The sequence below is a fragment of the Haloferax sulfurifontis genome (assembly GCF_014635105.1).
GTDB lineage: Archaea > Halobacteriota > Halobacteria > Halobacteriales > Haloferacaceae > Haloferax > Haloferax denitrificans.
Genome location: NZ_BMCI01000003.1, coordinates 527559 through 551580 on the forward strand (window position 1 = coordinate 527559; position 24022 = coordinate 551580).

Annotated in this window: 25 protein-coding genes and 3 tRNA genes; 17 read left to right on the plus strand and 11 right to left on the minus strand. The window is 67.0% G+C overall.

The genetic code is table 11. The features are described from left to right. Positions 1-2: 2 nt before the first annotated feature. The 4 genes from IEV64_RS11025 to IEV64_RS11040 form a co-directional block, all read right to left on the minus strand. Positions 3-758: a DUF5803 family protein gene (locus tag IEV64_RS11025; protein WP_188423875.1), complete on the minus strand. Its 756-nt coding sequence runs from the start codon at positions 756-758 to the stop codon at positions 3-5. A gap of 4 nt (positions 759-762) precedes the next feature. Then, positions 763-1440 (minus strand): DUF2110 family protein, encoded by a 678-nt coding sequence (locus IEV64_RS11030; protein WP_188423876.1) that lies wholly within the window; start codon positions 1438-1440, stop codon positions 763-765. After that, positions 1441-1971, minus strand: coding sequence for a transcription factor (locus tag IEV64_RS11035; protein WP_004043767.1), 531 nt, complete (start codon positions 1969-1971; stop codon positions 1441-1443). 84 nt (positions 1972-2055) lie between these two features. Beyond that, complete coding sequence (locus tag IEV64_RS11040; protein ID WP_188423877.1) at positions 2056-2598, minus strand: tRNA (cytidine(56)-2'-O)-methyltransferase; 543 nt, start codon at positions 2596-2598, stop codon at positions 2056-2058. A 144-nt stretch (positions 2599-2742) separates the two neighbouring features. Here IEV64_RS11040 and IEV64_RS11045 point away from each other — a divergent pair, with 144 nt between their 5' ends. From IEV64_RS11045 to IEV64_RS11055, 3 genes are all read left to right on the plus strand, one after another. Further along, on the plus strand, positions 2743-3690 hold the full coding sequence (locus IEV64_RS11045; RefSeq protein WP_007273487.1) for an NAD-dependent epimerase/dehydratase family protein: 948 nt from the start codon (positions 2743-2745) through the stop codon (positions 3688-3690). Between the two features lie 115 nt (positions 3691-3805). Beyond that, the gene (locus IEV64_RS11050; protein ID WP_188423878.1) at positions 3806-4552 is read left to right on the plus strand and encodes a DUF2797 domain-containing protein; all 747 of its coding nucleotides are present in this window, start codon (positions 3806-3808) and stop codon (positions 4550-4552) included. 58 nt (positions 4553-4610) lie between these two features. Beyond that, positions 4611-5048 carry a hypothetical protein gene (locus tag IEV64_RS11055; protein ID WP_007273485.1) on the plus strand — a complete coding sequence of 146 codons (438 nt, stop codon included), beginning with the start codon at positions 4611-4613 and terminating at the stop codon, positions 5046-5048. Positions 5049-5074: 26 nt separating this feature from the next. Here the strand turns inward: IEV64_RS11055 and IEV64_RS11060 are convergent, their stop codons facing one another. Both IEV64_RS11060 and IEV64_RS11065 read right to left on the minus strand, forming a co-directional pair. Further along, positions 5075-6190 carry a glycosyltransferase gene (locus tag IEV64_RS11060; RefSeq protein ID WP_188423879.1) on the minus strand — a complete coding sequence of 372 codons (1116 nt, stop codon included), beginning with the start codon at positions 6188-6190 and terminating at the stop codon, positions 5075-5077. A gap of 134 nt (positions 6191-6324) precedes the next feature. Beyond that, positions 6325-7386 (minus strand): glycosyltransferase family 4 protein, encoded by a 1062-nt coding sequence (locus IEV64_RS11065; RefSeq protein ID WP_007273483.1) that lies wholly within the window; start codon positions 7384-7386, stop codon positions 6325-6327. A 123-nt stretch (positions 7387-7509) separates the two neighbouring features. Here IEV64_RS11065 and IEV64_RS11070 point away from each other — a divergent pair, with 123 nt between their 5' ends. The 3 genes from IEV64_RS11070 to IEV64_RS11080 all read left to right on the plus strand — a co-directional run bounded on the left by IEV64_RS11070 (position 7510) and on the right by IEV64_RS11080 (position 9050). Next, positions 7510-7785, plus strand: a complete 276-nt coding sequence (locus IEV64_RS11070) for a ribonuclease P protein component 4 (RefSeq protein ID WP_004970845.1) — start codon at positions 7510-7512, stop codon at positions 7783-7785. 111 nt (positions 7786-7896) lie between these two features. Beyond that, positions 7897-8145, plus strand: coding sequence for a YhbY family RNA-binding protein (locus IEV64_RS11075; RefSeq protein ID WP_007273482.1), 249 nt, complete (start codon positions 7897-7899; stop codon positions 8143-8145). After that, positions 8142-9050 carry a mechanosensitive ion channel family protein gene (locus tag IEV64_RS11080; protein WP_188423880.1) on the plus strand — a complete coding sequence of 303 codons (909 nt, stop codon included), beginning with the start codon at positions 8142-8144 and terminating at the stop codon, positions 9048-9050. Before IEV64_RS11075 ends, IEV64_RS11080 begins: the two co-directional genes overlap by 4 nt. 75 nt (positions 9051-9125) lie before the next feature. Here the strand turns inward: IEV64_RS11080 and IEV64_RS11085 are convergent, their stop codons facing one another. After that, complete coding sequence (locus tag IEV64_RS11085) at positions 9126-9938, minus strand: HD domain-containing protein (RefSeq protein ID WP_188423881.1); 813 nt, start codon at positions 9936-9938, stop codon at positions 9126-9128. Between the two features lie 81 nt (positions 9939-10019). Further along, positions 10020-10520 (minus strand): redoxin domain-containing protein, encoded by a 501-nt coding sequence (locus tag IEV64_RS11090; protein WP_188423882.1) that lies wholly within the window; start codon positions 10518-10520, stop codon positions 10020-10022. 261 nt (positions 10521-10781) lie between these two features. Between IEV64_RS11090 and tatA the strand changes: the two genes are divergently transcribed. The 9 genes from tatA to IEV64_RS11135 all read left to right on the plus strand — a co-directional run bounded on the left by tatA (position 10782) and on the right by IEV64_RS11135 (position 20388). Next, on the plus strand, positions 10782-11057 hold the full coding sequence (gene tatA, locus IEV64_RS11095) for a twin-arginine translocase TatA/TatE family subunit (RefSeq protein WP_004970850.1): 276 nt from the start codon (positions 10782-10784) through the stop codon (positions 11055-11057). 81 nt (positions 11058-11138) lie between these two features. Next, positions 11139-11211: transfer RNA gene (locus IEV64_RS11100), tRNA-Arg, on the plus strand. Between the two features lie 455 nt (positions 11212-11666). Beyond that, positions 11667-14915: an ATPase, T2SS/T4P/T4SS family gene (locus IEV64_RS11105; protein ID WP_188423883.1), complete on the plus strand. Its 3249-nt coding sequence runs from the start codon at positions 11667-11669 to the stop codon at positions 14913-14915. Further along, positions 14916-16958 (plus strand): type II secretion system F family protein, encoded by a 2043-nt coding sequence (locus IEV64_RS11110; protein ID WP_007273477.1) that lies wholly within the window; start codon positions 14916-14918, stop codon positions 16956-16958. Then, positions 16955-17458, plus strand: coding sequence for a DUF7287 family protein (locus tag IEV64_RS11115; RefSeq protein ID WP_188423884.1), 504 nt, complete (start codon positions 16955-16957; stop codon positions 17456-17458). The genes IEV64_RS11110 and IEV64_RS11115 overlap by 4 nt, the downstream gene beginning before the upstream one ends. Continuing rightward, positions 17452-18087, plus strand: coding sequence for a DUF7288 family protein (locus tag IEV64_RS11120; protein ID WP_007273475.1), 636 nt, complete (start codon positions 17452-17454; stop codon positions 18085-18087). Before IEV64_RS11115 ends, IEV64_RS11120 begins: the two co-directional genes overlap by 7 nt. After that, positions 18075-19109 carry a hypothetical protein gene (locus tag IEV64_RS11125; RefSeq protein WP_188423885.1) on the plus strand — a complete coding sequence of 345 codons (1035 nt, stop codon included), beginning with the start codon at positions 18075-18077 and terminating at the stop codon, positions 19107-19109. The genes IEV64_RS11120 and IEV64_RS11125 overlap by 13 nt, the downstream gene beginning before the upstream one ends. After that, entirely contained in the window at positions 19106-19621 is a 516-nt protein-coding gene (locus IEV64_RS11130) for a DUF7266 family protein (protein ID WP_188423886.1), read from the plus strand. The genes IEV64_RS11125 and IEV64_RS11130 overlap by 4 nt, the downstream gene beginning before the upstream one ends. Further along, positions 19618-20388 carry a DUF7289 family protein gene (locus IEV64_RS11135; RefSeq protein ID WP_007273472.1) on the plus strand — a complete coding sequence of 257 codons (771 nt, stop codon included), beginning with the start codon at positions 19618-19620 and terminating at the stop codon, positions 20386-20388. Before IEV64_RS11130 ends, IEV64_RS11135 begins: the two co-directional genes overlap by 4 nt. 5 nt (positions 20389-20393) lie before the next feature. Here the strand turns inward: IEV64_RS11135 and IEV64_RS11140 are convergent, their stop codons facing one another. Continuing rightward, entirely contained in the window at positions 20394-21908 is a 1515-nt protein-coding gene (locus IEV64_RS11140) for a DUF7289 family protein (RefSeq protein WP_229722584.1), read from the minus strand. 546 nt (positions 21909-22454) lie between these two features. Then, positions 22455-22526: transfer RNA gene (locus IEV64_RS11145), tRNA-Ala, on the minus strand. A gap of 152 nt (positions 22527-22678) precedes the next feature. Here IEV64_RS11145 and IEV64_RS11150 point away from each other — a divergent pair. After that, positions 22679-22891: a DUF8149 family protein gene (locus tag IEV64_RS11150; RefSeq protein ID WP_007273470.1), complete on the plus strand. Its 213-nt coding sequence runs from the start codon at positions 22679-22681 to the stop codon at positions 22889-22891. A gap of 354 nt (positions 22892-23245) precedes the next feature. Here the strand turns inward: IEV64_RS11150 and IEV64_RS11155 are convergent. After that, positions 23246-23317, minus strand: a tRNA-Ala gene (locus tag IEV64_RS11155). Between the two features lie 234 nt (positions 23318-23551). On the opposite strand from IEV64_RS11155, the gene IEV64_RS11160 reads away from it, so the two are divergent. After that, positions 23552-24019, plus strand: a complete 468-nt coding sequence (locus IEV64_RS11160; protein WP_004970861.1) for a 30S ribosomal protein S15 — start codon at positions 23552-23554, stop codon at positions 24017-24019. Positions 24020-24022: the final 3 nt, after the last annotated feature.

Below are 24022 nucleotides of genomic sequence, written 5' to 3' on the forward strand. Positions count from 1 at the left end.
CGTCAGCGGTCGTCGTCTTCGACGTCCAGACCGAGTTCCTGCCTGCGGTCGCGGAGCGCCTGAATCTGCCGGCGGTAGTACAGTATCCCCGCGCCGCCGACCAGCACCGAGACGGCCGCGACGGCCGCGAAGATGCCGAGGTCGCGTTGGAGGTAGAACTGCACGACGACGTTCCCATCGGTCACCTCGTCCCACCGGATGTGGAGCCGGTCGTCGACGACTTCGGTGTCGTATCCCGACGGCCGGACCGACCCGAATACCGGGAAGTCGACGCGGCGGTCCGCGGGCAGGACGACCTCGTAGCTCCCCTCGACGAAGACGGGAAGCGAGAACCGCTTGGGCGTCGAGGGCGAGCTAAACGCGATTTTGCCGTCGCTCTCGGCGTCCGCGGGGAGCGTGACGTTCGTGATGCGGTCGTTCTGCGTCACGTCGCCGCCGCGGGCCTTCAGTTCGGTCCCGTTGACGACGGTCCCGTTCTCGTAGCGGTAGCGGACCGCCTCGACCGAAAGCGGCGTCCGACTGCCGAAGCCGTCGAACCGGTAGAGTTCGACCGACGAGCTGTTCACCTCGTAGACAGCGCGGAACCGGCCGTTGTCCTGTACCGTGATGTGCGCGTCGGTCTCCGCGGACCACGCGTAGTCGCCGTCGGGCGCGGCGTCGAGGCGGTCGTTCGAGACGCTTGAGGTGCCGCCGAGACAGCCGGCGGTCACGAGGAGGAGGGCGAGCGCGGCGATGCCGACGAGGAGTCGCCTGTTCATCGTCTTACTGGCCGATGACGCACTTCAGCTCCGACGGGAGGTACGAGCCGATGCTCGCGAGGAGGCCCGGCGGGTCGGTCTCGTCCCGGCAGACGATGCTCTGTTCGAGGAGGCCGAGGCGCTCGACCGTTACGATGTCCTTCGCGTGGCCGGCGCGGTTGACCGTCGCGCGGACCTCGCCGCGGGTCGCGCTGTTGACGTTGACGCGACCGCTCCCGCGGGTCCAGTCGTAGAGGCGGTCTATCTGCTCGTCGGCCAGCCGCGAGGGCCCCTCGTCGCCGCCGTAGACGAACGTCAGCGGTATGTGCTGGACGAGGCCGAAGCGGTCGCGAACCTGGGTCGCGGAGCCGCGGCCGAGGCCGAGTTCCTCGGTCGGGATACGGACCTCGATGCCCGCGTCGAGGACGAACCCGTCGTCGTCCCAGTGTTCGAGGGTGCCGACGTAGGTCTCGCCGGCCGACAGGTGCGGCGTGACCTCGCCCCACTCCTCGCGGAGGACGTTCCGCGCGACCGTCTCGTCGTCGCCGGAGACCGTCACGGAGATGAAGCCGTCGTCGCGGACGCCGATGTCGTACTCGACGTCGAGGTCGCCGATGTCGTTGGCGACGAGCGACGTGAGGCTGTCGAGCGCCCGCTCGCGGGCGTCACCATCGATGTAGCACTTCGTTGCGAGAACGACCATTCAGTTCGTCCCCGTCACTTCGACGTTGAGCTCGTCGCGAAGCTCTTCGATGCGTCGTTCCATCGCGTCGACGAGGTCGTCGTTGTCCATCGGTTCGAGTTGCGCGCCCGTCTCGGGGCACTGGAAGCCGTGTTCCATCGCCTCGGAGAACTCGAAGCGGATGCCGGCGGGCTCCGAGAGGTAGAACTCGTGGTTTCGCTCGTAGTCGAGACGCTCTTCGAGCGCGTCGAGGAGGCGGTACATCTCCTCTTCGAGGTTCTCGGGGATGTTCTCGTAGTGGAAGGTCCAGAGGTAGGTGAGCCAGCCGGAGTCCTCGTCGCGGACGCGACGATACGACGCGAGGTCGTTCTCGTAGAGGATAAACAGCGCGCGTCGCACGTCGTTGAGTTCGAGCCGCAGTTCCTCGGCGAGTTCCTCGTCGGTGACCTCGCCGTCCGGGGGTGCCGCCGCGACCGGCATCCCGGTTGGCCCGACCAACTCGTGGAGGTACTTCTGGATAACAGGGTCGTTCAGTAACTCCTCAAAAGCCATTGTGCGAAATGGCGTCAGGAACGCCATTAAGTCTTATTACTCCCGGACAGTGGAGAACCGCCAGCGGGCGCGCCGACGCGCCGATTACTCCTCGTCGGCCGGCACGACTTTCTTGCCCGTCGCCATCGGAACCACCCGATTTTCGGCGTCCTCCCACTCGCGGTCGAGTTCGCGCCCGTCGAACAGGCGGTCGAGGAACACCGCGAGGCCGGCGACCTCCGAGTGCGGCTGGTTCGTGACGCCGACGTTCCAGTCGGCCCCCTCGTACACCTCGAAGGGGACCTTCTCCCCGCCGACGACGACGAGAAGCGGTTCCCCGGCGTGCGCCTCGCGGATGTCGGCTTCCACGTCCTGAACGCGCTCGCCGTACATCGTGAGGTGGACGACCTTGCCCTCCCAGTTGCGGATGACGCCGTTGAGCGCCTCGGTGAGTTCGACCTCGAAGGGGCCGCCGAACCGGCCCGTAATGTCCTCGACCGTCTCCATCGAGTGGCCGGCGTTGTCCGGGAGGATGACCCGGTCCGCGCCGAGCGCGCGGGCCGTCAGGCCGACGTGCGTCGTCATCCGGTCGTCGCGCCCCGGTCGGTGTCCGTACCGGAGGACGGCGACCTCGGGTTCGTTGTGCATGTCTCTCCGAAGACGGCGGGGGAAAGTGGTGCTTTCGGAACGCGGGCGTCGGTGGTCGACGGCGGGCCTCGCGGGTTCGCGTTCGACGCCCGTCGGCGACGCGGAGGGGAAACGGACTTATCACTCGGCCGAATCATCTGTGCCATGTCGCTGGAACTCTCCGACAAGCGCGTCCTCGTGACCGGGGGCGCAGGTCTCGTCGGGTCTCACCTCGCCGCGCGCCTCTCCGAGGACAACCACGTCGTCGTCGCCGACGACCTCTCGAAGGGCGTCCGCGAGCAGGTCCCCGACGGCGTCGAGTTCGTACAGGCCGACATGACCGACGCCGACGACGTCGCCGAGGCCGTCACCGAGGACCTCGACATCGTCTTCCACTTCGCGGCCTACACCGACACGAACTACGGCAACCCCCGTCAGCTGTTCGAGGAGAACACCGAGATGACCTACAACGTCCTCGAACGGATGCAGGAGGTCGGCGTGTCGAACGTCGCCTTCACCTCCTCGTCGACCATCTACGGCGAGGCCCCGCGGCCGACCCCCGAGGACTACGCCCCCCTCGAACCCATCAGCATCTACGGCTCCTCCAAGCTCGCCGACGAGGGCCTGCTTTCGACGTTCGCCCACTCCTACGACTTCACCGTCTACATGTACCGCTTCGCCAACATCGTCGGCCCGAACCAGCGCGGCAACGTCATCCCGGACTTCATCGAGAAGCTCCTCGAAGACCCCGAGACGCTCGAAATCCTCGGCGACGGCCGCCAGGAGAAGTCCTACCTCCACGTCGAGGACTGCATCGACGCGATGTGCCACGTCGTCGAACACGCCGAGCGCGACTACAACGTCTACAACCTCGGCACGCGGACGACCACCTCGGTGACGACCATCGCCGACATCGTCGCCGACGTGCTCGACCTCGACCCCGAGTTCGAGTACACCGGCGGCGACCGCGGCTGGACCGGCGACGTGCCGAAGATGCGGCTGTCCATCGAGAAGCTCTCGGCGCTCGGCTGGGAGCCAGACGGGTCGAGCGACGAGGCCGTCCGCCGCGCCGCCGAGGAGCTCGCCGAGGAGCTTCGCGCCGAGTACGAATAACGGCGGCCGATAGCCGCGGCCGAACCCCACGACCACGGCCGTGACCCGCGGCCGACGCCCGACAGCCCGCCCCCGGAGCGAGCCACCTTTCTACCGCGACTTCCTACCCCGGAGCGTGCAGGTCGTCGGCTACGATACCGGAACCCCCGCGCTGTTCGTGAGCGCGAGCGGCGGCGTCGACTCGGTCGCGCTCGCCCCCGGCACCGAACTCGACTACCGCCTCGGCGACCGCCACTGCGCGGGCACAATCCACGACGACCGCCACGTCGCCTGCGACAACGACCGCGCGCCGTACTGTTCGGACCACCGCCACACGTGGGTCTGCGCGAAGTGCACCGGGACGTGCCTGAAAGACGAGATGGACTGCTACGAGGACCACGCGGTCTACCTCGCGGCGTTCGCCCCCGACACGTTCAAGGTCGGCGTCACCCGCGAGTGGCGGCTCGACACCCGCCTGCGCGAGCAGGGCGCGGACCGCGCGGCCCACGTCCGGACGTTCTCGGACGGCCGCGTCGCCCGCGAGTACGAGGCCGAACTGGCGACCGAGATTCCCGACCGCATCCGCGTCCCGACCAAAATCGAAGGGTTCGGCCGGTCGGTTGACGCCGCGGCGTGGGACGCGCTCCGCGCCCAGTTCGCCCCCATCGAGACGTTCGCGTTCGACTACGGCCTCGACCTCGACGGCTCGCCGGTCGCAGAAACCGTCGCCACGGGGACCGTCCGCGGCGTGAAGGGGCGCGTGCTCGTCCTCGACCACCGCGGGACGACCTACGCGGTCGATATGCGCGACCTCGTCGGCCACGAACTCGAAGACGGCGGGACCGACCGCGACCTCCAGTCGAGCCTCGGCGCGTTCGGGTGAGCGGTCACGAATTTCAGAGACCGTCAGCACTTTCCGGGAGGACGGCCAATTCGCTCTCATGGCTGACGACGAACCCGCAGACGAGACGCAGACGCCCGACGAGGGCGACGACGGCGAAGAGGAGAAGTCGTTCCGCGAGCGGGTCGAAGAGATTCGACAGCGCCGCGAGAAAGAGCGCGAGGAAGGCGAACGCCCCGAGCCCGAGGAGATGATGGGCGGCGGCGGCCCCGGCGGCATGGGCGGCGGCGGCAACCCCTTCGCGCAGATGATGAGCGGCATGATGGGCGGCGGCGGCCCCGGCGGTATGGGCGGCGGCGGCGGTCCCGGCGGCATGGGCGGCGGCCCCGGAAGCATGGGCGGCGGCCCGCGCGACCCCGAGCAGGGAAGCGGCAGCGACGAACAGCTCGTCCGCGAGGTCCGACAGCTCCGCGACGAGGTCCGCGACGTGAATCGCGAACTGCGCCGCATCGCCGACGCGCTCGAAGGCCGCGACTAACGCGGTTTCGCAGTCGGTCTCGCTTTTTATTTCGACGCCACTCGCTCGTAGAGCGCCGCGAGCCGGTCGACGGAGCGGTCGACGCTCACCTCGTCGCGGCGGTCGAGACACCGCGCGCTGAGCCCCTCGCGCTCGGCCAGCGCCCGCCGAATCCCGCGGCGGAACCCCGCTAAATCACCGGATTCGTAGTGGTAGCCGGTCACGCCGTCGAGGACGGTGTCTTCCAGCGCGCCCTCGTTGACGCCGACGACGGGCGTCCCGCAGGCGTTGGCCTCCAGCGCGACGAGCCCCTGAGTCTCGACGGGGCTCGGGAAACAGAACACGTCGAGCGCGGAGTAAAACGCCGGCAGTTCCTCGCGGTCGAGGAAGCCGAGGAAGCGAGCGTCCACGCCGAGGTCGTCGGCGAGGGCGGTCAGCTCGTCGCGGGCGGGGCCGTCGCCGCCGAAGACGAGCGTCGCGTCGAGGTCGTCGAGGTCGGCCGCGGCGCGGACGAGTTCGCCGAGCCGCTTCTCGTAGCCGTGTCGGCCCGTGTAGCCGATGAGCGCCCCGTCGCCGAGGTCGTACCGGCGGCGGAAGTCGTCGCCCGCGACCGGTTCGAACCGCTCGACGTCGATGCCGTTCGAGAGGACGACGATTTCGGCCTCGACGCCGACCTCGTCGACGAGGCGGCGCTCGGCGTCCTCGCTCGGGACGATGACCGCGTCGGCGCGGTCGAAGAACCACCGCTCGTAGCGCTCGGCGGTGCGCTCGACGCCGCGCTCGATAGCGCCGACGGAGCTGAGGTACTCGGCGTACTCGCCGGTCGGGGTGTGGTAGGTCGCCACGAGCGGGAGGTCGCGCCGGCGGGCGAGTCGGAGCCCGGCCAGCCCGAGGCCGAACGGGGTGTGGGCGTGGACGACGTCGACGTCGTCGACGGCCCCCGGAATCCGCGGCGCGCCGATTCGAATCCCCTCGTAGAACGGGAAGGGAAGGCTTCGAACGCCGTACTCACCCGGTTCGGGGTCGTAGTCGTCGTCCGCCGGGAACACCACGTCCATGCGGCCGCCGCGGCGGTGCCACCGCTCGCGCCACGTCTGAATCGTGTAGGTGACGCCGTTGACGGTCGGCAAGTACGTGTCGGTGAACGCGGCGACCGACTGCATGGCCGTTCCTGTGACCCCGACGGGATAAACCGTTGTGACTTCTCGCTGGACTGTCGTGTGTTACCGAACCTGTCGGTCGCCGGCGTCGGCAACGTCGGATATGGAGCGGGGGTCGCCCGCGTCGGCCCGGTCGCTCAGCCTTCGAGTCGCCCGGACAGCGCGTCCTCGTACGTCTCGACGAGCCTGTCGCCGACGCGGTCGAGGCTGTGTTCGGCCGCCGTCTCGCGGGCGTTCTCGCCGAGTCGCCGCCGGAGGTCGGGGTCGCGGGCCAGCAGGTCGAGCGCCCGGCGGAACTCCGCGTCGGTCGAGCACTTCAGGCAGTCGTGGCCGTGGGTGTAGAACTCCTCGAACACCGGGATGTCGCGGAGGACGACCGCCTTCCCGCAGGCCATCGCTTCGAGGACCGCGATGCCCTGATTCTCGTTTTTCGTCGCAAAGAGGTAGACGTCGCCCGCGCCGAACGCGCCGCGGATGTCGTCTATCCAGCCGGAGAACGTGACGTTCTCCGGGGCGTGTTCGACCCAGTACCGCACCTTCTTCGAGGCGTGCGGGCCGGTGTCGTAGGGGCCGAACCACGCGAAGTCGTAGTCGGTCTCCTGCGCCAGCGTGCAGAACGTCGTCAGGCCCTTGCGCTCGAAGACGTTGCCGACGGTGAAGACGGTCATCCCGTCGAGGTCGTACTCGGCTCGGTACTCGTCGCGGAGGTCCTCGAACCCCGCCAGCGCCTCGGTGTCGACGCCGTTGGAGACGGCGCGAATCGGCGCGTCGACCGGGTAGGATTCGAGGGTTCGCTTCGTGTACTCGGACGGACAGAGCACCACGTCGGCCTGCGAGTAGAACCACTTGAGGTACTTCCCGAGGGCGGGGGCGACCGCGGTCGACCCGCGGAAGCTCTCGGCGAAGTCCTCGCGGGTGACGTGCGAGTGGAGGACGAGCGGGATGTCGTTCCGCTTGGCGTGTCTGGCCACGGCGAGCGAGCCGGGGCCGATGAGGTTGCAGTGGGCCACGTCGTAGTCGCGGACGACCCCGTCGCCCCGCAGGAGGCCCGCGGCACCCGCGGCGACCGACTCGGGCCACGGGGAGGTGACGACCTCCACGTCGGTCGTGGCGAGCGCCGCCCGCTGTTGGTCGGTGGCGGTGCCGATGCCGCTACGGTCGAGTTGCGAGGCGAACTCGAGGTAGTTCAGGACGCGCACGGTCGTCGTTTTTCGGGCCGGGGTATCACAGTACCGGCTTCGGTCCTCCGGCGTCGGTCCTCCGGTGTCGGTCCCGCGTCGCGGTTCGGAACGTCTTTGTCCGGGCCGCTCGCCCGAACGTGTATGAACATCGCGGAGGAGCGCATCGACCGACTCCACGCCCTCGCCCGCGAGGCGGCGAGCGACCGCGACCACGAGCGCGCCCGCGAGTACGTCCGCCTCGCCCGTCGCGTCGCGGAGCGGAACCGCTGTGGCCTCCCGAAGGCGTTCCGCCGGTTCACCTGCGACGACTGCGACGCCTACCTCCGCCCGGGCGTCAACGCCCGCGTCCGGACCCGCGCCGGCGGTCACGTCGTCGTCAGATGCGACTGCGGGGCGACGAAACGCTACCCGTACTGACCGCCCTGCGGCGATTCCGGCAGAATCGGCTCGTTCTCGCGTGTGCACGACAACCAAACGGCCGTCAAAGCCTTACTATTGAAGCCCTCCGGCACATAGTGGAGGCCACGCATGAACACGCAGGAGCTTCGAAAGGAGGCCCACGACCTCGACGTGACCGTCTGGGTAGGTAAGAGCGGAATCGAATCGGTGGTCGGCGAACTCAACGACCAGCTGGCCGACCGGAACCTCGTGAAAGCGAAGTTCCTCCGAGCGGCGCTCGGGGGGACGACGGTCGACGAGGCGGCCGATGACCTCGCCGAGCGGGTGAACGCCGAGCTGATAGAGACGAGGGGGAAGACAGCGGTTTTCCACCGATGAACGCGCTCGCACTCCCGCTCCAACTGCAGGGTGACGGCGGCGCAATCGGCCGGCTCCTCACCCAGCAGAACGTCCCGTACGCCGAGACGCTCGGGACGCTCTTGGGCCTCGTTCTCGGCTTCGCCGTCGTCTACGTCGTTGGCAAGGCCGTCGTCTCGTCCGCGCTCAACCGCGTCCTCGACCGCCGCGGCGCGGACGAACACGCGAAAAAGCCCCTGATGAAAATCGCGACCCTCGTCGTGGCGTTCGTCGCGCTCGGCGCGGGGTTCGCGTTCGCCGGCCTCGGCAACATCCTGCAGTCGCTCGCCACCATCGGCGCGGCCGCGACGCTCGCAATCGGCTTCGCGATGCAGGACGTCATCGCCAACTTCGTCGCCGGCATCTTCATCTTCACCGACAAGCCGTTCCGCATCAACGACTGGATTGAATGGGACGGTAACTCCGGTGTCGTCGAAGACATCTCCTTCCGCGTGACGCGGGTTCGCACGTTCGACAACGAACTGCTCACCGTGCCGAACTCACAGCTCACTGACGGCGTCATCAAAAACCCCGTCGCGAAGGACAAACTCCGCCTGCAGGTGCCGTTCGGCATCGGCTACGACGACGACATCCAGCAGGCGACCGACATCATCCTCGACGAGGCCAAAAAGCACGACGGCATCATGACGACGCCCGAACCGTCGGTCAGACTGACCGAGCTCGGCGACTCGTCGGTCACGCTCAAGTCGCGCATCTGGATTTCCCAGCCCAGCCGCGCCGACTTCGTCAAGACCCGCGGCGAGTACGTCACCGCCGTCAAACAGCGGTTCGACGAGGAGGGAATCGACATCCCCTACCCGAACCGCACCCTCAGCGGCGAGCTCTCGGTCGGCGGGATGGACCGCCTCGCGCAGTCCAACGACTGAGAGAGACACAGCGCCGACCGCGGGACCGACCCGCGGACGTCGTCCGCGACTATTTTTCGACGCCCGACGCGCCGCTTAGAGCTCGATGCGCTCGACGAGCCTGTCGTCGGACTTCGTGTTGACCGCGACGATGCGGACGTGGTCTTCGAGGCCGGAACCGTCGAGTTTCGCCTTCAGGAGGTTGTCGACCTGATAGACGCCGGCGGCGTTGACCATCTCGATTTCGACGAGGACGGGCGACTCTTCGCCGGGCTTCAGGACGACGTTGTTGATGGCGCGGCTGGAGAGCGTGTTGATGCCGCGGCCGCCCTTCTCGTAGGGGATGCGCGACCGGCCGCGCTCCATGTCGAGCGCGTCGGCGACGCGGATGACGCCGGCTTCGAGCGTCAGCGGGTCCTCCTCGCGGTGGTGACAGAGGATGGCGTGGAGGACTTCGGCTTTGACGCGGACCGCGTCGGCGACGCCGTAGAACTCGGGGAGGAAGCGGTCGAGCACGTCCGACGCGAGCGGAATCGAGTAGTAGGCGTGGTTGTCGCGGTGGACGATGTGGCCGATGTCGTGCAGTTGCGCCGCGAGGGCGACGATGACCGCCTCGTCGGCCTCGTCGAGCCCCTGTTCGGCCGCGCCGTTGAACTCACAGCCGCCGGCCTTGAGCAGGTCGTACAGCCGGAACGCGCGGTTGCGGACGATTTCGATGTGCTTCGGGCCGTGGTCGTTGTAGCCCTTGCGCGTCACCGCGTTCACGTTCTGCGCTTCGAGGAGCGTCGTCACCTCTTCGTCGTCGAGGAGCGCGGGAAGCACCTCGTTGAGCTTCTCGTCGGGGAAGGCGTGGTCCGCCTCGGGGTCGTAGACGCGGCCGCCGTTGAGGGCGTCTTCAGTATCGCTCATGACCCGCAAGGTAGTCGCACGGAGAGAAAAGGACTTGGGCTCCGAATCAGGTGCGCTACCGCGTCACGCGGTGTCTCGGCTCTACGCGGCCTCGCTCGGCTCTTCGAGTTTCCCGGCGGCGGCCTCGACCGCCTCGTAGTCGGGTTCGACGCCGGGGTCGTCGCTGACCCACGCGTAGGTAACTTCGCCGTCGCCGTCCACGACGAACACCGCGCGCTTCGCCACGCGGTTGACGCCGAGCTCCGCGAAGTCCATCGCCACGTCGTAGGCGTCGACGAGTTCGCGGTTCGTGTCGCTGATGAGGCCGAAGGTGAGGCCGTTCTGCTCGGCGAACTCCGTCAGCGTGAACGGCGTGTCGATGCTGATGCCGTACACCGTCGCGCCGACGTCCTCGAAGTTGGCCATCTGGTCGCGGAAGGTGCACATCTCGGTGGTGCACGTGCCGGTGAAGGCCGCGGGGAAGAACGCGAGGACGAGCGGCGCGTCGTCGAGGTTCTCCGAGAGCGTGAACGACTCGATGTCGCCGTCGATGTCGGTAAGCGGTGCGGTGAAGTCCGGGGCGGCGTCGCCGACTGATACCATACGGGTGCCATTCGACTCCGCCCACATTATTTCACCGTCGGCGGAAATTCAGGGGGACCGCCGACGGCGGCCCGACACGGTCGCCAACAGCGGGACGAGCGAGGGCGTCCGACGACCGGCCACAAGCTTTTCGTAGGAGTGACGCGCCGAGACGCGTCGATTCGGCCGATTCGAGAGTTCCGAGGCGACGATATTCCGTCTTTCCAGAACCCGTAGAAGGCAAAAAGCCTATAATTGCCACTAGGTAACGCAGAGATAGCGATGTTCGATACCATCACCCCACTGTTCCCGGGACTCCCGGGCGGGCCCGAGCTGCTCGTCGTCCTGCTCATCGTCGTCTTGCTGTTCGGCGCCAACAAGATTCCGAAGCTCGCACGGTCCTCCGGGCAGGCCATCGGCGAGTTCCAGCGCGGCCGCGAAGAGATTGAAGACGAACTGCAGGACGTGGCGGGCGACGACGACGAAGACGACGCGACCGACGAGAGCTCGGCTGACTCGGTTTCGACCGAGTCCGCTTCGACCGAATCCTCGAAGTAAACGCGGCCCACTTTCTCTCTCTTCTGCCCGCCCCAGTGTGAACCACGCGATTTTTGACCGGTCCTGAGAGATAGCGCCGTGGGGCGTGTGGCCTAGTGGACAGGGCGAGAGGTTCCTAACCTCTCGATCGCGGGTTCGAATCCCGTCACGCCCGTGCAGTGAGGAGCGTAGCGACGAGCGAACCGGCGTGACGGGATTCGTAATCCTACGAGACGAGCGAAGCGAGTCTCGGTCCGGTTCGAATCCCGCCAGCCCTTCACTCACTTCGTTCGTTCCGCGGGCGTTCCTGAGTCCCACTCGCTCCGCTCGCGGGACTCCCGTCACGCCCGCATCCCGTCCGAAATTCCCCCGCCGTCTCGCTTTGTTTTGACCAGTTCGTCGACCGCCCCGCCGACCTACCCCCGGCAGACGAGGCGCTGGCTTCAGACGGTGGTCCGTCACCCCGGCGGGTGACTCACGCGATCATTAAGCCCTGATTTACCGGCCCGTCGCTCCGCGTGCGGATCGGCCATCTCTTATAAAGGGGTATAAAAATGGAACTTAAAAAGGACTTAAATTGTGAGTTAATTGAGAAAAAGACTTTTCCATCGGCCCGAATACCCCGTCACAATGGCAACCGACGACGCCGACGGAGGGGACCAAAAGGCGTTAACGGGTGATGTGACGTCACCCGAGGAGAGCGACACCGCTCCGGAGCAGGCGTCGAACGCTCGCGTGGGGTCGTACACGTGGGCGGATTTTCTCGACGAATACGGCAGTGACGGCGACGTAGAAGCGCTCTACGGGACCGACCCGCGGACGGGACGCGACGCGCCCGGAACGTCCCGGTGGGAAGACGACGACCGGGCGGTCGCGGCGCTGACTCGGGCCGACTGGGACCGCGTCGACCTCGACCCCGAGGAGTTCCTCGACTGTCACCCGGTCGACGTGTCGGCCGTCGTCGGCGAACGCGGCGCGCACGCGAAAGACATCTCCGAGCAGTTCGAGGCCTTCTGCGACCCCGAGACGACGCCCGTCATCAAGGACGTGTGGCTGTGGGAACACTACAAACGCGAGTACTACTACGAGGACGACGGCTCTCGCCCGCGGGATTCGGCGGGCGAAATCGTCCCCTTCGACGGCGAGGCGGCGCTGGGCTTCGACCCCGACCACATCGAGAACGCGCTGGCGCGGGCCGGACAGCGCGGCAAGGAACTCGGCGCGGTCGTCGACGAGCGCACGGTCGACGTCGACCCCGAGTTCGACGAGGACGCGTTTTTCTCCAGCGTCGACGGCACGACCACGCTGGCGAACCGCTACGACCTCGAAAAGGCCGTCCCGATGGAGAAGAAGACGCACTTCCGCGAGGTCGAGCGCTACTGGGTGAACAAGCCCTACGCGTTCGTCATCATCTTCCACTCCGTCAAGGAAAACGAGAAGAAGTACTACGTCGTCGAACCGTACCTAAACCGCATCGAAGACGACCTGACGGAGTTTCTCACGAACAAGCTCCGGACCGCCATCAAGTACGGCGACGACAGCGTCGTCGAGGGCGGCCGCGACAACCGCGGGCGAGTCATCGAGGCCGAGACCTACGAACTGCTCTCGCGGTACGACCTCTACGACCCGCCGGCGTCGGCGGCGGGCGGCGAAAGCGACGACGAATCGGCCGCCGACGGGGCGACGGCGGAATCCGCGGCGGAGTCCTCCGGGCTCGCGTCTCGACTCGGACTGGGCGGTCTTTTCGGCGGCGGAAACGGCTCGGCGGCCGACGCGTCGGCGGCCGACGCGACCACCGGGCGGTTCGGCGGCCTCGGGAGCCGTCTCGGGCTGGGCTCGGTCTTCGGCGGTCGCTCCCGAGACACCGGCGGGGACGCCCCGCTCGGTGGAATCGACGGCATCGCCGCCCGGCCCGAGTCCGCGGTCCTCGCCGACGACGCCGACGACCTGAACGACTACCAGGTGCGGAAGCTCCAGTACTACCTCCGACGGGACTTCATCGGCTACGAGCGCATCGACGGCATCAAACACGACATCAACGTCGAGGACATCTCCTGCGACGGCTACAACTCGCCGGTGTTCGTCTACCACTCCGACTACGAGCAGATCATCTCGAACGTCTACCACGGCGAGGGCGAACTCGACGACTTCGTCGTGAAACTCGCCCAGCGCTCCGGGAAGGGCATCTCGAAGCGCCGCCCGCAGGTAGACGCGACGCTTCCCGACGGGTCGCGCGCACAGCTCACCCTCGGCCGCGAGGTGTCGGACCACGGGACGAACTACACCATCCGCCAGTTCAAGGACGTCCCGTTCACGCCCATCGACCTCATCAACTGGTCGACGTTCTCGCTGGAGGAGATGGCGTTCCTCTGGCTCTGCATCGAAAACGACAAGAGCCTCATCTTCGCGGGCGGCACGGCGTCGGGCAAGACCACCTCGCTCAACGCCGTCTCGCTTTTCATCCCGTCGAACACGAAAATCGTCTCCATCGAGGACACCCGCGAGGTCGAACTGCCCCAGCGGAACTGGATTGCCTCGGTCACCCGGCCGTCGTTCGCGGACGACGACAAAGGCGACGTGGACGAGTTCGACCTGCTCGAAGCCGCGCTCCGTCAGCGCCCCGACTACATCGTCATGGGCGAGATCCGCGGCGAGGAGGGCCGGACGCTGTTTCAGGTCATGTCCACGGGCCACACCACCTACACGACGTTCCACGCCGACTCGGTCGGCGAGGTGCTCAAGCGGTTTACGACCGCGCCCATCAACGTCTCGAAGACGATGTTCAGCGCCCTCGACCTCGTGTCCATCCAGACGTCGACGCGGGTCGGCGGCAACAAGGTGCGCCGGAACAAGTCGCTCACCGAAATCAACCACTACGACCCCGAGAACGACGAGATTAACGTCCAAGACGTCTACCAGTGGCAGGCCGAGACCGACGAGTTCCTCCAGATGGGCTCGTCGAACACGCTCGAAGAGATAAAGTTCGACCGCGGCTGGAACCACGAGACGCTCGAACTGGAGATTTTCAAGCGGCAGGTCGTCCTCGCGTACCTCATCGACCGCGGGCTCAACACCTACACGCAGGTCGCGGCGACGTTCCAGGCGTTCATCAACGACCAGGACACCATCCTCGGGCTGATGGCGACCGACGACCTCGAACGGAGCCTCGAAGACCTCCGGGAGATGGAGTCGGTCCACATCAACATCGACCCCGAAAGCGAGGCGATGGTCCCCCGACCCGACCCGCCCGAACACGTCCGGAAGCTGGCGCAAGACATCCTCCGTCGAGCCGAAGACGAGCTGTTTCCCGACTACCGCGGCCGCGACGTCGGCGAAGTCGCGGAGGCGCTCAACCACATGCGCGACGAGCCGGATGTCGAGGCGACGCCCGGCGAGCGAGGCGAACTCGACTCGCTCGAAGCGTCGACCAGCGACCCCGAACTCGGCGAGGGGTGCGACCGGTCAGAACTCGGACCCGGCGACGACACGCCCGAAATCGAGGGCGAGAGCGCCCCCTCGTCGCTCGATGGCGAGGACGAGACGCCCGCGCTGGAGGCGGGTCGCGACGAGACGGACGCGGACCGCGAGCCGGCAGACCGGGACGACGCCGACGGGCCGTTCAGCTTCCGCGACGACGCCCCCTCGCTATCCGACCCCAACGACGACGCCGACCTCGACGACTTCTTCGGCGCGTTCGGCATCGACGGGGGGTCGGGGTCAGAGTCGGGGCGGGCCGCGAACGCAGACGACGGGTCGAAGCCGGACGACGAGAGCGGCCCCGAAGACGAGACGTGGGGGGGCTTCGAGGCGGCAGAGGCCGACGACCCACCGGACGACGACGCGGACGCGCGCGGTCCGGACTCCGGTGAGGGGGAGTAGATGAGCAACCTCGATTCGAACACCTCGGGCGGGCTCGACCGCAGTACCGACACCCTCGGCGACGCCTTCTACCCGCTGTTTCAGCTTCTGTTCGACACGGACGGCGAGTTCGTCGCCGACGTCGAAGAGAAGCTCCAGCAGGCCCGGATGCCCGACACGGTCGAGCTCTACCTCTCGCGGGCGCTCGCGGTCGGCGTGCTCGTCGGTCTCGTACTGTGGCTCGTCGGCATGGTCGTCGGCTACGGCGTCTTCGCGCTCGGCCTCGTCTCGTCCGACTCGCTGAGTCTCGGGATTCCGGTCGGGAGCGAGGCCACGGCGGACACGCTCCGGTCGCTCGCGATGCCCGCGGCGGTCGTCGTCTCGGGGGTCGTCTTCGGGTCGCTCGGCTTCGCCGGCGGGTTCGGGACGCTCGTCGCCATCCCGTACTCGACGGCGTCCGCGCGGAAACGCGAGATAAACATGCTCCTGTCCGACGCCGTCTCGTTCATGTACGCCCTCTCCGTGGGCGGGCTGAACCAACTGGAGATTCTGGAGGCGATGGCCCGCGCCGAAGACACCTACGGCGAAGTCTCCCGGGAGTTCCAGAGCATCGTCCAGGAGACGGAGTACTTCGGCACCGACTACCGCAACGCCATCCGCCACCAGGCGATTTTGACCCCCTCCGACGAGCTCTCGCAGTTCCTGACGGACATGCTCTCTATCGTCAACTCCGGCGGCGACATGCAGGGGTTCCTCGACGACAAGAAGGACAAGCACCTCCGGACCGCGAAACAACAGCAAGAACAGACGCTGGAGACGATGGAGCTGTTCGGCGAGATGTACATGACGCTGTCGCTGTTCCCGCTACTTCTCATCATCATCCTCGTCATCATGAGCATGCTCGGGGAGGCCCAGTCGAGCCTGCTGTACGCGACCGTCTACGGGCTCATCCCGCTGACCGGCGTCGGTTTCCTCGTGCTCGTCTCGACGGTCAAACAGGACGAAATCGGCGACGGCTTCCTCAGCCCCGAAGACGAGAGCGACCGCCTGCAGGGCCAACAGCGCGAGGGGCTCATCCACATGGGGCTCGTCGAGAGCTACGTCGGCGAGTTCAGCCTCTTTTCGCGCATCAAGTCCCGCGAGGGGACGTTCAAGACGAAAGAGCTCCTGCGCCGGCCGCACCTGTTTTTCAAACAGCATCCGCTTTTCACCCTCGCGCTGACGGTTCCGGCGGCGCTCGCGCTCCTCGCCGTCTCCGTCGTCGGCGGGGCCGCCCCGACGACGTGGGACGGGATGATAGCCAGCCCCGTCTGGGGGACGTTCATCTGGTTTTACGTCCCGGTCTATCTCGTCGCGGTGCCCCTGACCGTCTTCCACGAGTGGAACGTCCACTCGCGGGCGGCCATCACGGGGAAGCTCTCCGACAACCTCCGCAAGCTGTCGAGCGCGAACGACACCGGCCAGACGCTCCTCGAATCCGTCAAGACCGTCTCCGACACCTCGTCGGGGAAGCTCGCAGACGAGTTCGAGGTGATGTACGCGAAGGTCCACTACGGGATGAGCCTCAAAGAGGCGCTCGTCGAGTTCAACAACAAGTACCACATCCCGCGGCTCGCCCGGACGGTCAAGCTCATCACGAAGGCCCAGGAGGCGTCGAGCCAGATTACCGAGGTCCTGACGACGGCCGCGCAGGCCTCCGAGAATCAAGACGACATCGAGCGCGAGCGCATCTCGCGGACCCGGATGCAGGTCGCCATCATCCTCATGACCTACGTGACGCTACTCGCGGTGATGGCCATCCTGAAGACGCAGTTCCTCGACGTGATGGCCGGGCTCTCGTCGCAGGCGTCGAGCTCCGGCGGCGCGACGACCGGCGGGCCGAGCTTCGGCGGCGGCATCGACCCCGACCTGCTGTCGCTTCTGTTCTTCCACGGCGTCACCATCCAGGCGATGCTGTCGGGATTCATCAGCGGCTACATCCGCAACGCGGACCTCCTGTCGGGGGTCAAGTTCGTCGTCATCCTCCAGACGCTCTCGCTCGCGGTGTGGATGGTGGTCGGATGACGCGGCGCGGCCGCGGTGACGGTCGCCGCGAGACGAGCGGCCGGAGCGCCCGCGCCCAGACGACCATCGACTTCGCCGTCGGCGTCGGCATCTTCCTCCTCGCGGTCGCGTGGGTCGTCGGCACCATCCCGCAGATTCTCGACCCCTTCGAGGCCGAACAGGACCGCCCGCTCGTCGCCAACCGCGCCGCCGACTCGCTCACCCAGCGCCTGCTCGTCGACGACGAGAACCCCGACGTGCTCGACTCGGTCTGTACCGAGGCGTTCTTCGACGGGGACTCCCCCGACGAGCCCCCCGGTGGCTGTGACTACGGCAGTGCCGACCCCAACACCGCGACCGGCATCGACGCGTCCTACGGGCTCAACGTCACGCTCTCGCGGGACGGGAGCGTCGTCGAGACGACCGGCGAGCCGGTTCCGACCACCCGGAGCGTCGTCACCGCGCGGCGGGCCATCCTCCTCGACGGCGACCTCCACGAACTCTCGGTGAGGGTGTGGTGACCGTGGCTCGCGCACAGGCCCACGCGCTCGAAGCGCTCGTCGCCGCGATGGTGCTTCTCGCCAGCGTCACGTTCGCGTTGCAGGTGACCGCGGTGACGCCCCTGACCGCGAGCACGTCGAGCCAACACATCGAAAACCAGCAGGCCGCCGTCGCCGACGGCGTCCTGACGGCGGCCGCCGAGACCGACGCGCTGAAGCGGACGCTCCTGTTCACGCACCCCGAAAACGGGAGTTTCTACGGCATCGACGAGCGGGGCTACTACGTCGACGGCGGGCCGCCGACCGCCTTCGGGGGGATGCTCGACGAGTCCTTCTTGGACCGCGGCATCGCGTTCAACGTCTACCTGCACTACCTGCGCGACCGGGAGGTCCGACGGACGACCCGCCTCGTGTACATGGGCGAGCCGAGCGACCACGCCGTCTCGCGGACCCGGCTCGTGACGCTCACGGACGACGACGCGCTGACCGAACCGGGCACCTCGCCGGGCGGCGACCCCCGCGCGGTCGAGACGCCGAAGACGCTCGGTTCGGTCGACGCCGCGGCCGACGAGGAGTACTTCGTGCAGGACGGGAGCGCGGGGCCGCTCTACGGCGTCGTCGACGTGGAGGTGGTCGTATGGCGGATGTGACCGACGCGTTCGACCGCGCGAGCGACGCGGTTGGCGAGGCGAGGGAGTCGGGTGAGGTGAGAGAGTCGCTCGGGGCGAGGGCTCTCGGCGGCGACGACCGCGGCCAGCTGATGCTCGTCGCCGCGCTCGCAATCGCGGTGCTCCTCGTCGGTCTCGCGCTGACGCTCAACACCGCGATTTACACGGAGAACCTCGCAACCCGGACGACCGACACGAACCTCGACGGCGCGGTCACCCACGGCGGCGCGGTGGAGGCGGGTGCGGGGGCGGTCCTCGACGAGACCAACCGCGAGGGCGGCACGTACGGCGAACTCGCCGACGAGTTCGACGAGACGTTCGGCAACTGGAGCGACGCGGCCGCGACGCTCGCCGCGGTCAGGGGGGCCGCGACGGACGCCGAGCGCGTCAGCCACGTCCGGGGCACGCGCATCTCTCAGACCGACGCGGCGCGGAACTTCACCGACAGGAACGAGACGGCCGACTGGACCCTCGCGAGCGACGTCGGCGTCCGCGGCGTCCGGTTCAACGTCTCGCGCGACTCGCTCGCAACGAGTAGCGGGTCGGCGTTCGAACTCGTCGTCGACGACGGGTCCGACGTCGTCGAGGCCGAGCTCTACCAAAATACGACGCAGGGGCGTGTCTTCGTGACCGTCGTGGACGCCGGCGGGACCCGGACGACCTGTAGCGTCGCGGCCGACGCGGGCGACTACGTCACCGTCGACGTCGCCGACGGCCGACTCAACGGGACCGCCTGCGACCCGCTCGACGCGGTCCACACCGACCTCGACGCCCCGGTCACGGTCTCGTATCGGAACGCGGCGGCGGCCGAGGGGTCCTACGAACTGTACGTGGACGAGACGAACGCCACGGTCTTCGACGCGACGAAGTACGAACCCGCCGGAAGCGGGTCGTCGCCGGTCGCACAGGAGGCGCTGTACGCCGTCACCGTCTCGTACGTCTACGAGTCGGGCGAGACGTACGTCTCCCGCGAGGTTCGGGTCGCCCCGGGTGAGATTGCGTGACGCCGCCGACGCTCCCGGACGACCCAGGAGACCGCGCTCGGCGCGGGAAGCGCGCGCTTCGCGCTCGGGGTCGCTCGACCGACCGCGGCGTCTCGACGGCGCTGGGCTACGTCCTCACGCTCTCCATCACGGTCGTCCTCATCTCGGGGCTGATGGTCGCCGCCGGCGGGTTCGTCTCCGACGAGCGCGAGCGGGTGACAGAGACGGAGCTCGACGTCGTCGGCAACCGGCTCGCGGCCGGCATCGAGTCGGTCGACCGAATCGGGGCCGCCCCCGGCGAGTCGCGGGTCGAGGCGACGATTCGACTGCCGCCGAGGGTCGCCGGCACGACCTACACCATCGAGGTCGAACCCGGTCCGCCGACCGAACTCGTACTCACTTCGACCGACCCCGAGGTGACGGTCCGCGTGCCGGTCAAGAACGAAACGTCGCTGGCGGCGAGCCGCCTCGACGGCGGCGACGTGACCATCACCTACGACTCGTCGTCGGGGACGCTGGAGGTGGTGTCGTGAGCGACCGCGCCGTGAGCGACACGCTCGGGTTCGTCTTCGTCTTCGCCATCGTCCTCTCGATGGTCGGTCTCGTCACCGCCGTCGGGATGACCGGCCTCCAAGACGCCCGCGACGTCGAGCGCGTCAACAACGCCGAGCGCGCGCTGGACATCCTCGGCGACAACATGGAGGACATCGCCGACCGCGGCGCGCCGAGTCGGGCGACCGAGGTGAAGCTTCAGGACGCCAGCCTGACGCTCGACCGACCCGTCGAGTTCGTCGTCTCCGGAGAGCGGTCGGGGGGTTCGTCGGTCGTCTTCACCAACACCTACGAGGTGTCGCCAATCGTCTACGAGGCGGATTCCAGCGACGAGCGAGTCGTCTACGCGTTCGACGCGCTGTTCAGAACGCGGGGCGACAGCGGGACGTTCGTCCGGCGACCGTCGCTGGTGCTCACCGACGAGCGGGTGTTGATTCCGGCGTTCGTGACGCGGCCCGACGAGGGGGCGACGACCTCCGTCGGCGGGTCGGGGACGTTCCTCATCCGCGCCGACAAGGCCGCGAGCGACGTGTTGGCCGCGCGGACCGATGGGCCGTACGACGTGAACCTGACCGTTCGCTCCCCCCGTGCGGCGCTCTGGGAGCGAGAGCTATCGAGCCGCCCCGACGTGACCTGCGGCGATGTGGTTGAGCCGCCGGACGCCTACCCGAGCGTCTCGTGTCACGTCAACGGGACGGCGCGCGTCCACGTCGTCTCGACATCGGTCGACATGACGTTCGCCGACTGAGTACCTCACTCGACGTCGACTTCGACCTCGTTTTCCGTGACGTGTAGGAAGGTGATGAACTGGCCGCCTTCGGCCTGGTCGTAGTCGAGTTCGCCGCGCGACCCCGACTCGTCGACGCTCTGGCTGTTGCCCGGCCCGTCCGTGACGGTCAGTTCGAACTGCGGCGCGGCGAGCGAGAAGTAGTGGTTGACGACGAACTCCATCTGGGCGGTGTCCCCAGCGGCCTTCGAGAACGTCTGGCCGCTGTCGGCGGCGTGCTCGTCGAAGGTGACGCTGTCGTAGGCCTCGCCGTCCGTGATTTCGGGGGCGAACTGCCATTTGTTCTGGTTGCCGAAGCCCTTGTCCGACTGGATGTCGCCGTAGGTCATCGTCTGCGAACTGGTGAAGTCGACGCTGATTTCGGGGTTGCTCGACGAGCAGTCGATGCTCACCGCGTCGCTCGTGTCGGGGTCGAGGTCGGTCGCCTGCCAGCCGTGGTACTTGCCGTCCTCGGTGGCGTAGTAGAGCGTCAGGTCGAACGTGCCGTCGTAGCTATCGCCGCTACACTTGTCGTCGGCCTGCACGTGGAGTTCGAGGTCGCGCTGGTCGCCGTCGTAGTACATCCCCCACTCCATGTTCTGGAGGTGCTGGTCGTTCGAGAGCGTGAGGGTGAACGTCGAGACGTTGTGGTTCCCGGCCATCCCGCGCACGTCGACCGAGGTTCCCTCGTTCGGCATCTGGAACTCGCCGACGAGACCGAGCGTCTCCAGTTCCACGCTCGCGGTCTGGTTGGCGTCGTCGACCGTGACGGTGCCCTCGCTCCGCGACTCGAAGAACCCTGCCCACCCTCGGTAGTGGTCGCTGTGGACCGTCACGACGATCGTCCCGTTACTGACCGGGTTGTCGTAGCTGGCCGTCGGTAGGTCGTCGTAACGCGCCGTCTGGTTCGGATAGATGCGATGGGCGCGCTCGGTCGCCGCGACCCTCGCGGACACGTCGCCCGACGACGACCCGTCGCCGGCGACGCGGACGACCGGAAGCGTCAGCGTCGCACCGCGGTAGTGGAACTCCGGCGGCGAGACCATCGTCGTCCCCCCGTCCTGCGTGCGCCAGACGCCGCCGCCCTCGTAGGCGATGCGGGCGTCGCCGTTGCGGTACTCGACGGTCCCGAGCGACTCGTTGTAGAGCTCTTGGTCGTCGCCGTCGTCGGTGTAGTTCTTGTGCGTGATGCTCAGCCAGCCGCTGTCGTCGTCGACGACGTAGGCACCGCCGCCGGTGCCGCTGAGGTCGACGTACTGCGTTTCGCCCTCGCCGAGCGCGGAGATGGCGACCCGCGAGTCGAAAAGCGTCATCGAGTGCTCGGCGCGCGTCAGTTGGGACGCCTGTTTCGTCTCGTCGAGGGCGACGCCGCCGAGGGCGACGACGGCGGTCGTTCCGGCGACCGTGACCGCTAACAGAAGCACCACCGCAATCGGCGAGGTCTGCGCCGTCCGGTCTCTGACGACGCGATAGAGTAGTGGGACTCGGGGGCGACCGCTCATTACCTGACTGAAGGCGATGCGGGGACAAAACGTCGCGGGGTACCTGACAATCTGGTAAGTAGAATCGTTCGAGAGGCGTGTTCACGCGACCGTCAAGCAGAACAGTGGACTCGTCGGAAGTCCAGAGAGAAAGTGAGTGGACTCGCCGGGACTGAGCAAACCGGAGGTTTGCGACGGTCGTGAACGGAGTTCACGGGATTTGAACCCGGAGGAAGACGTGCTCGCTCACGCTGTTCGCTCCGCGCGACTTCCAGGGCTTCAAATCCACGCGCTCGCTACGGCGAGCGCTCGGCTTGACATCTTTTCACTTCGTTCAGAGATGGACTCGCCGGGAGTCACGTGAGTAAAACGAACGTGACGTCGGCGAGTCCACGAACGACTGACGGAGCGAAGCGACGGAAGGAAGTGAGTGGACTCGCCGGGATTTGAACCCGGAGGAAGACGTGCTCGCTCACGCTGTTCGCTCCACGCGACTTCCAGGGCTTCAAATCCACGCGCTCGCTACGGCGAGCGCTCGGCTCGTCATTTCTTCACTTCGTTCAGAAATGGACTCGCCGGGATTTGAACCCGGGGCCTCTCCCATGCCAAGGGAGTGATCTACCCCTGATCTACGAGCCCTCAAACGCAATCATCCATTCCCCGGTCGGATAAATAAGGGCTTCGAATCGTTCGACGGCTGTGGAGTGATCGCGTGCGTCCCACACACCCGAACTCGGCGCTCCTGGCGACGAACCGACTCGTTTTTTCCGTCGCTGACGGAACGACTCGGTATGACTGACGACGACGCCCCCGAAGTCCCAGTGGTGTGCGAGACCTGCGACACGACCACTCGCGTTCCGCTTTCCGAGGTCGCGGACGCCATCGAGCGCCACAACGAACAGGTCCACGACGGCGACGACGTCGCGCAGGTCGACCCCGAAATCGTCAAGCACGTGACCGACCTCGCGGCGAAAGACATGAGCGTGTTCGAAGACGAGGGGTGAGGTCGCAGACGCGCTCGACAGCGTGTCGAATCGGCGTGTTTGTCGCGACTGCTCGAACGCGGTTGCCGGACGAATGAGTTGCCTGTAGACGAACCGAGCGCTCATTCTCAGTTCTTCACTTCGTTCAGAAATGGACTCGCCGGGAGTCACGTGAGTGAAACGAACGTGACGTCGGCGAGTCCACGAACGACTGAAGGGAACGAAGTGACCGAAAGGAAGTGAGTGGACTCGCCGGGATTTGAACTCACTCGCAAATCGAAGATTTGCTCGCTGCTCAAATCCCGTCTCGAACAGGACTAATTTACTCTGGCTTCGCGACTCGCTCCGCTCGTCGGAAGTCCAGAGAGAAATTAGTGGACTCGCCGGGATTTGAACCCGGGGCCTCTCCCATGCCAAGGGAGTGATCTACCCCTGATCTACGAGCCCGCAACTTCCGATAGCCGTCGCCCGTTTAGAAGCCCTTCGATTCCGACCGGGGTCGAGTCGGGACCGAGTCGAAACGGTTTAACCCGGCGCGCGTGGACAACCCGATGGGAATCCAGCACGGCCGCAAATCTGACTCGCCCAGTTTGGGCTTGGGATTGCGGTAGTGCCCCGGTAGTCGGTGATACGACTGCGGGGTACTCGTTTCTGCGGTCAGTGCGGTTCCAACCCGCAACAATGGCACGAATGCACACCCGCCGCCGTGGCTCGTCCAGCTCGGACAAGCCGGTGGCAGACGAAGCACCGGAGTGGAGCGACGTCGACGCGGCTGACATCGAAGCCCGCGTCGTCGAACTTGCAGAACAGGGCAAGGACCCGAGCCAGATCGGCCTGTCCCTGCGCGACGAAGGCGTCAAGGGCGTTCCCGTCCCCGACGTCAAGCTCGCCACGGGCAAGAAGGTCACCGCCATCCTCGAGGAGAACGACGCCGCAGGCGACCTCCCCGAGGACCTCCGTAACCTCATGGAGCGCGCCGTCCGCCTCCGCGAGCACATGGAGGAGAACCAGCAGGACAAGTCCAACCGTCGCGCGCTCCAGAACACGGAGTCGAAGATTCGCCGCCTCGTCTCGTACTACCGCGGCGACAAGCTCGACGACGACTTCACCTACAGCTACGACGTCGCTGTCGAACTCCTCGAAGAGTAACTG

Coding starts and splice junctions, on each gene's coding strand:
- IEV64_RS11105 (WP_188423883.1), top strand. CDS start 11,667: ATGGCAACCGACGACGCCGACGGAGGGGACCAAAAGGCGTTAACGGGT.
- IEV64_RS11085 (WP_188423881.1), bottom strand. CDS start 9,938: ATGAGCGATACTGAAGACGCCCTCAACGGCGGCCGCGTCTACGACCCC.
- IEV64_RS11060 (WP_188423879.1), bottom strand. CDS start 6,190: ATGCAGTCGGTCGCCGCGTTCACCGACACGTACTTGCCGACCGTCAAC.
- IEV64_RS11025 (WP_188423875.1), bottom strand. CDS start 758: ATGAACAGGCGACTCCTCGTCGGCATCGCCGCGCTCGCCCTCCTCCTC.
- IEV64_RS11080 (WP_188423880.1), top strand. CDS start 8,142: ATGAACGCGCTCGCACTCCCGCTCCAACTGCAGGGTGACGGCGGCGCA.
- IEV64_RS11070 (WP_004970845.1), top strand. CDS start 7,510: ATGAACATCGCGGAGGAGCGCATCGACCGACTCCACGCCCTCGCCCGC.
- IEV64_RS11090 (WP_188423882.1), bottom strand. CDS start 10,520: ATGGTATCAGTCGGCGACGCCGCCCCGGACTTCACCGCACCGCTTACC.
- tatA (WP_004970850.1), top strand. CDS start 10,782: ATGTTCGATACCATCACCCCACTGTTCCCGGGACTCCCGGGCGGGCCC.
- IEV64_RS11115 (WP_188423884.1), top strand. CDS start 16,955: ATGACGCGGCGCGGCCGCGGTGACGGTCGCCGCGAGACGAGCGGCCGG.
- IEV64_RS11045 (WP_007273487.1), top strand. CDS start 2,743: ATGTCGCTGGAACTCTCCGACAAGCGCGTCCTCGTGACCGGGGGCGCA.
- IEV64_RS11110 (WP_007273477.1), top strand. CDS start 14,916: ATGAGCAACCTCGATTCGAACACCTCGGGCGGGCTCGACCGCAGTACC.
- IEV64_RS11140 (WP_229722584.1), bottom strand. CDS start 21,908: ATGAGCGGTCGCCCCCGAGTCCCACTACTCTATCGCGTCGTCAGAGAC.
- IEV64_RS11055 (WP_007273485.1), top strand. CDS start 4,611: ATGGCTGACGACGAACCCGCAGACGAGACGCAGACGCCCGACGAGGGC.
- IEV64_RS11030 (WP_188423876.1), bottom strand. CDS start 1,440: ATGGTCGTTCTCGCAACGAAGTGCTACATCGATGGTGACGCCCGCGAG.
- IEV64_RS11035 (WP_004043767.1), bottom strand. CDS start 1,971: ATGGCTTTTGAGGAGTTACTGAACGACCCTGTTATCCAGAAGTACCTC.
- IEV64_RS11160 (WP_004970861.1), top strand. CDS start 23,552: ATGGCACGAATGCACACCCGCCGCCGTGGCTCGTCCAGCTCGGACAAG.
- IEV64_RS11125 (WP_188423885.1), top strand. CDS start 18,075: ATGGCGGATGTGACCGACGCGTTCGACCGCGCGAGCGACGCGGTTGGC.
- IEV64_RS11075 (WP_007273482.1), top strand. CDS start 7,897: ATGAACACGCAGGAGCTTCGAAAGGAGGCCCACGACCTCGACGTGACC.
- IEV64_RS11150 (WP_007273470.1), top strand. CDS start 22,679: ATGACTGACGACGACGCCCCCGAAGTCCCAGTGGTGTGCGAGACCTGC.
- IEV64_RS11040 (WP_188423877.1), bottom strand. CDS start 2,598: ATGCACAACGAACCCGAGGTCGCCGTCCTCCGGTACGGACACCGACCG.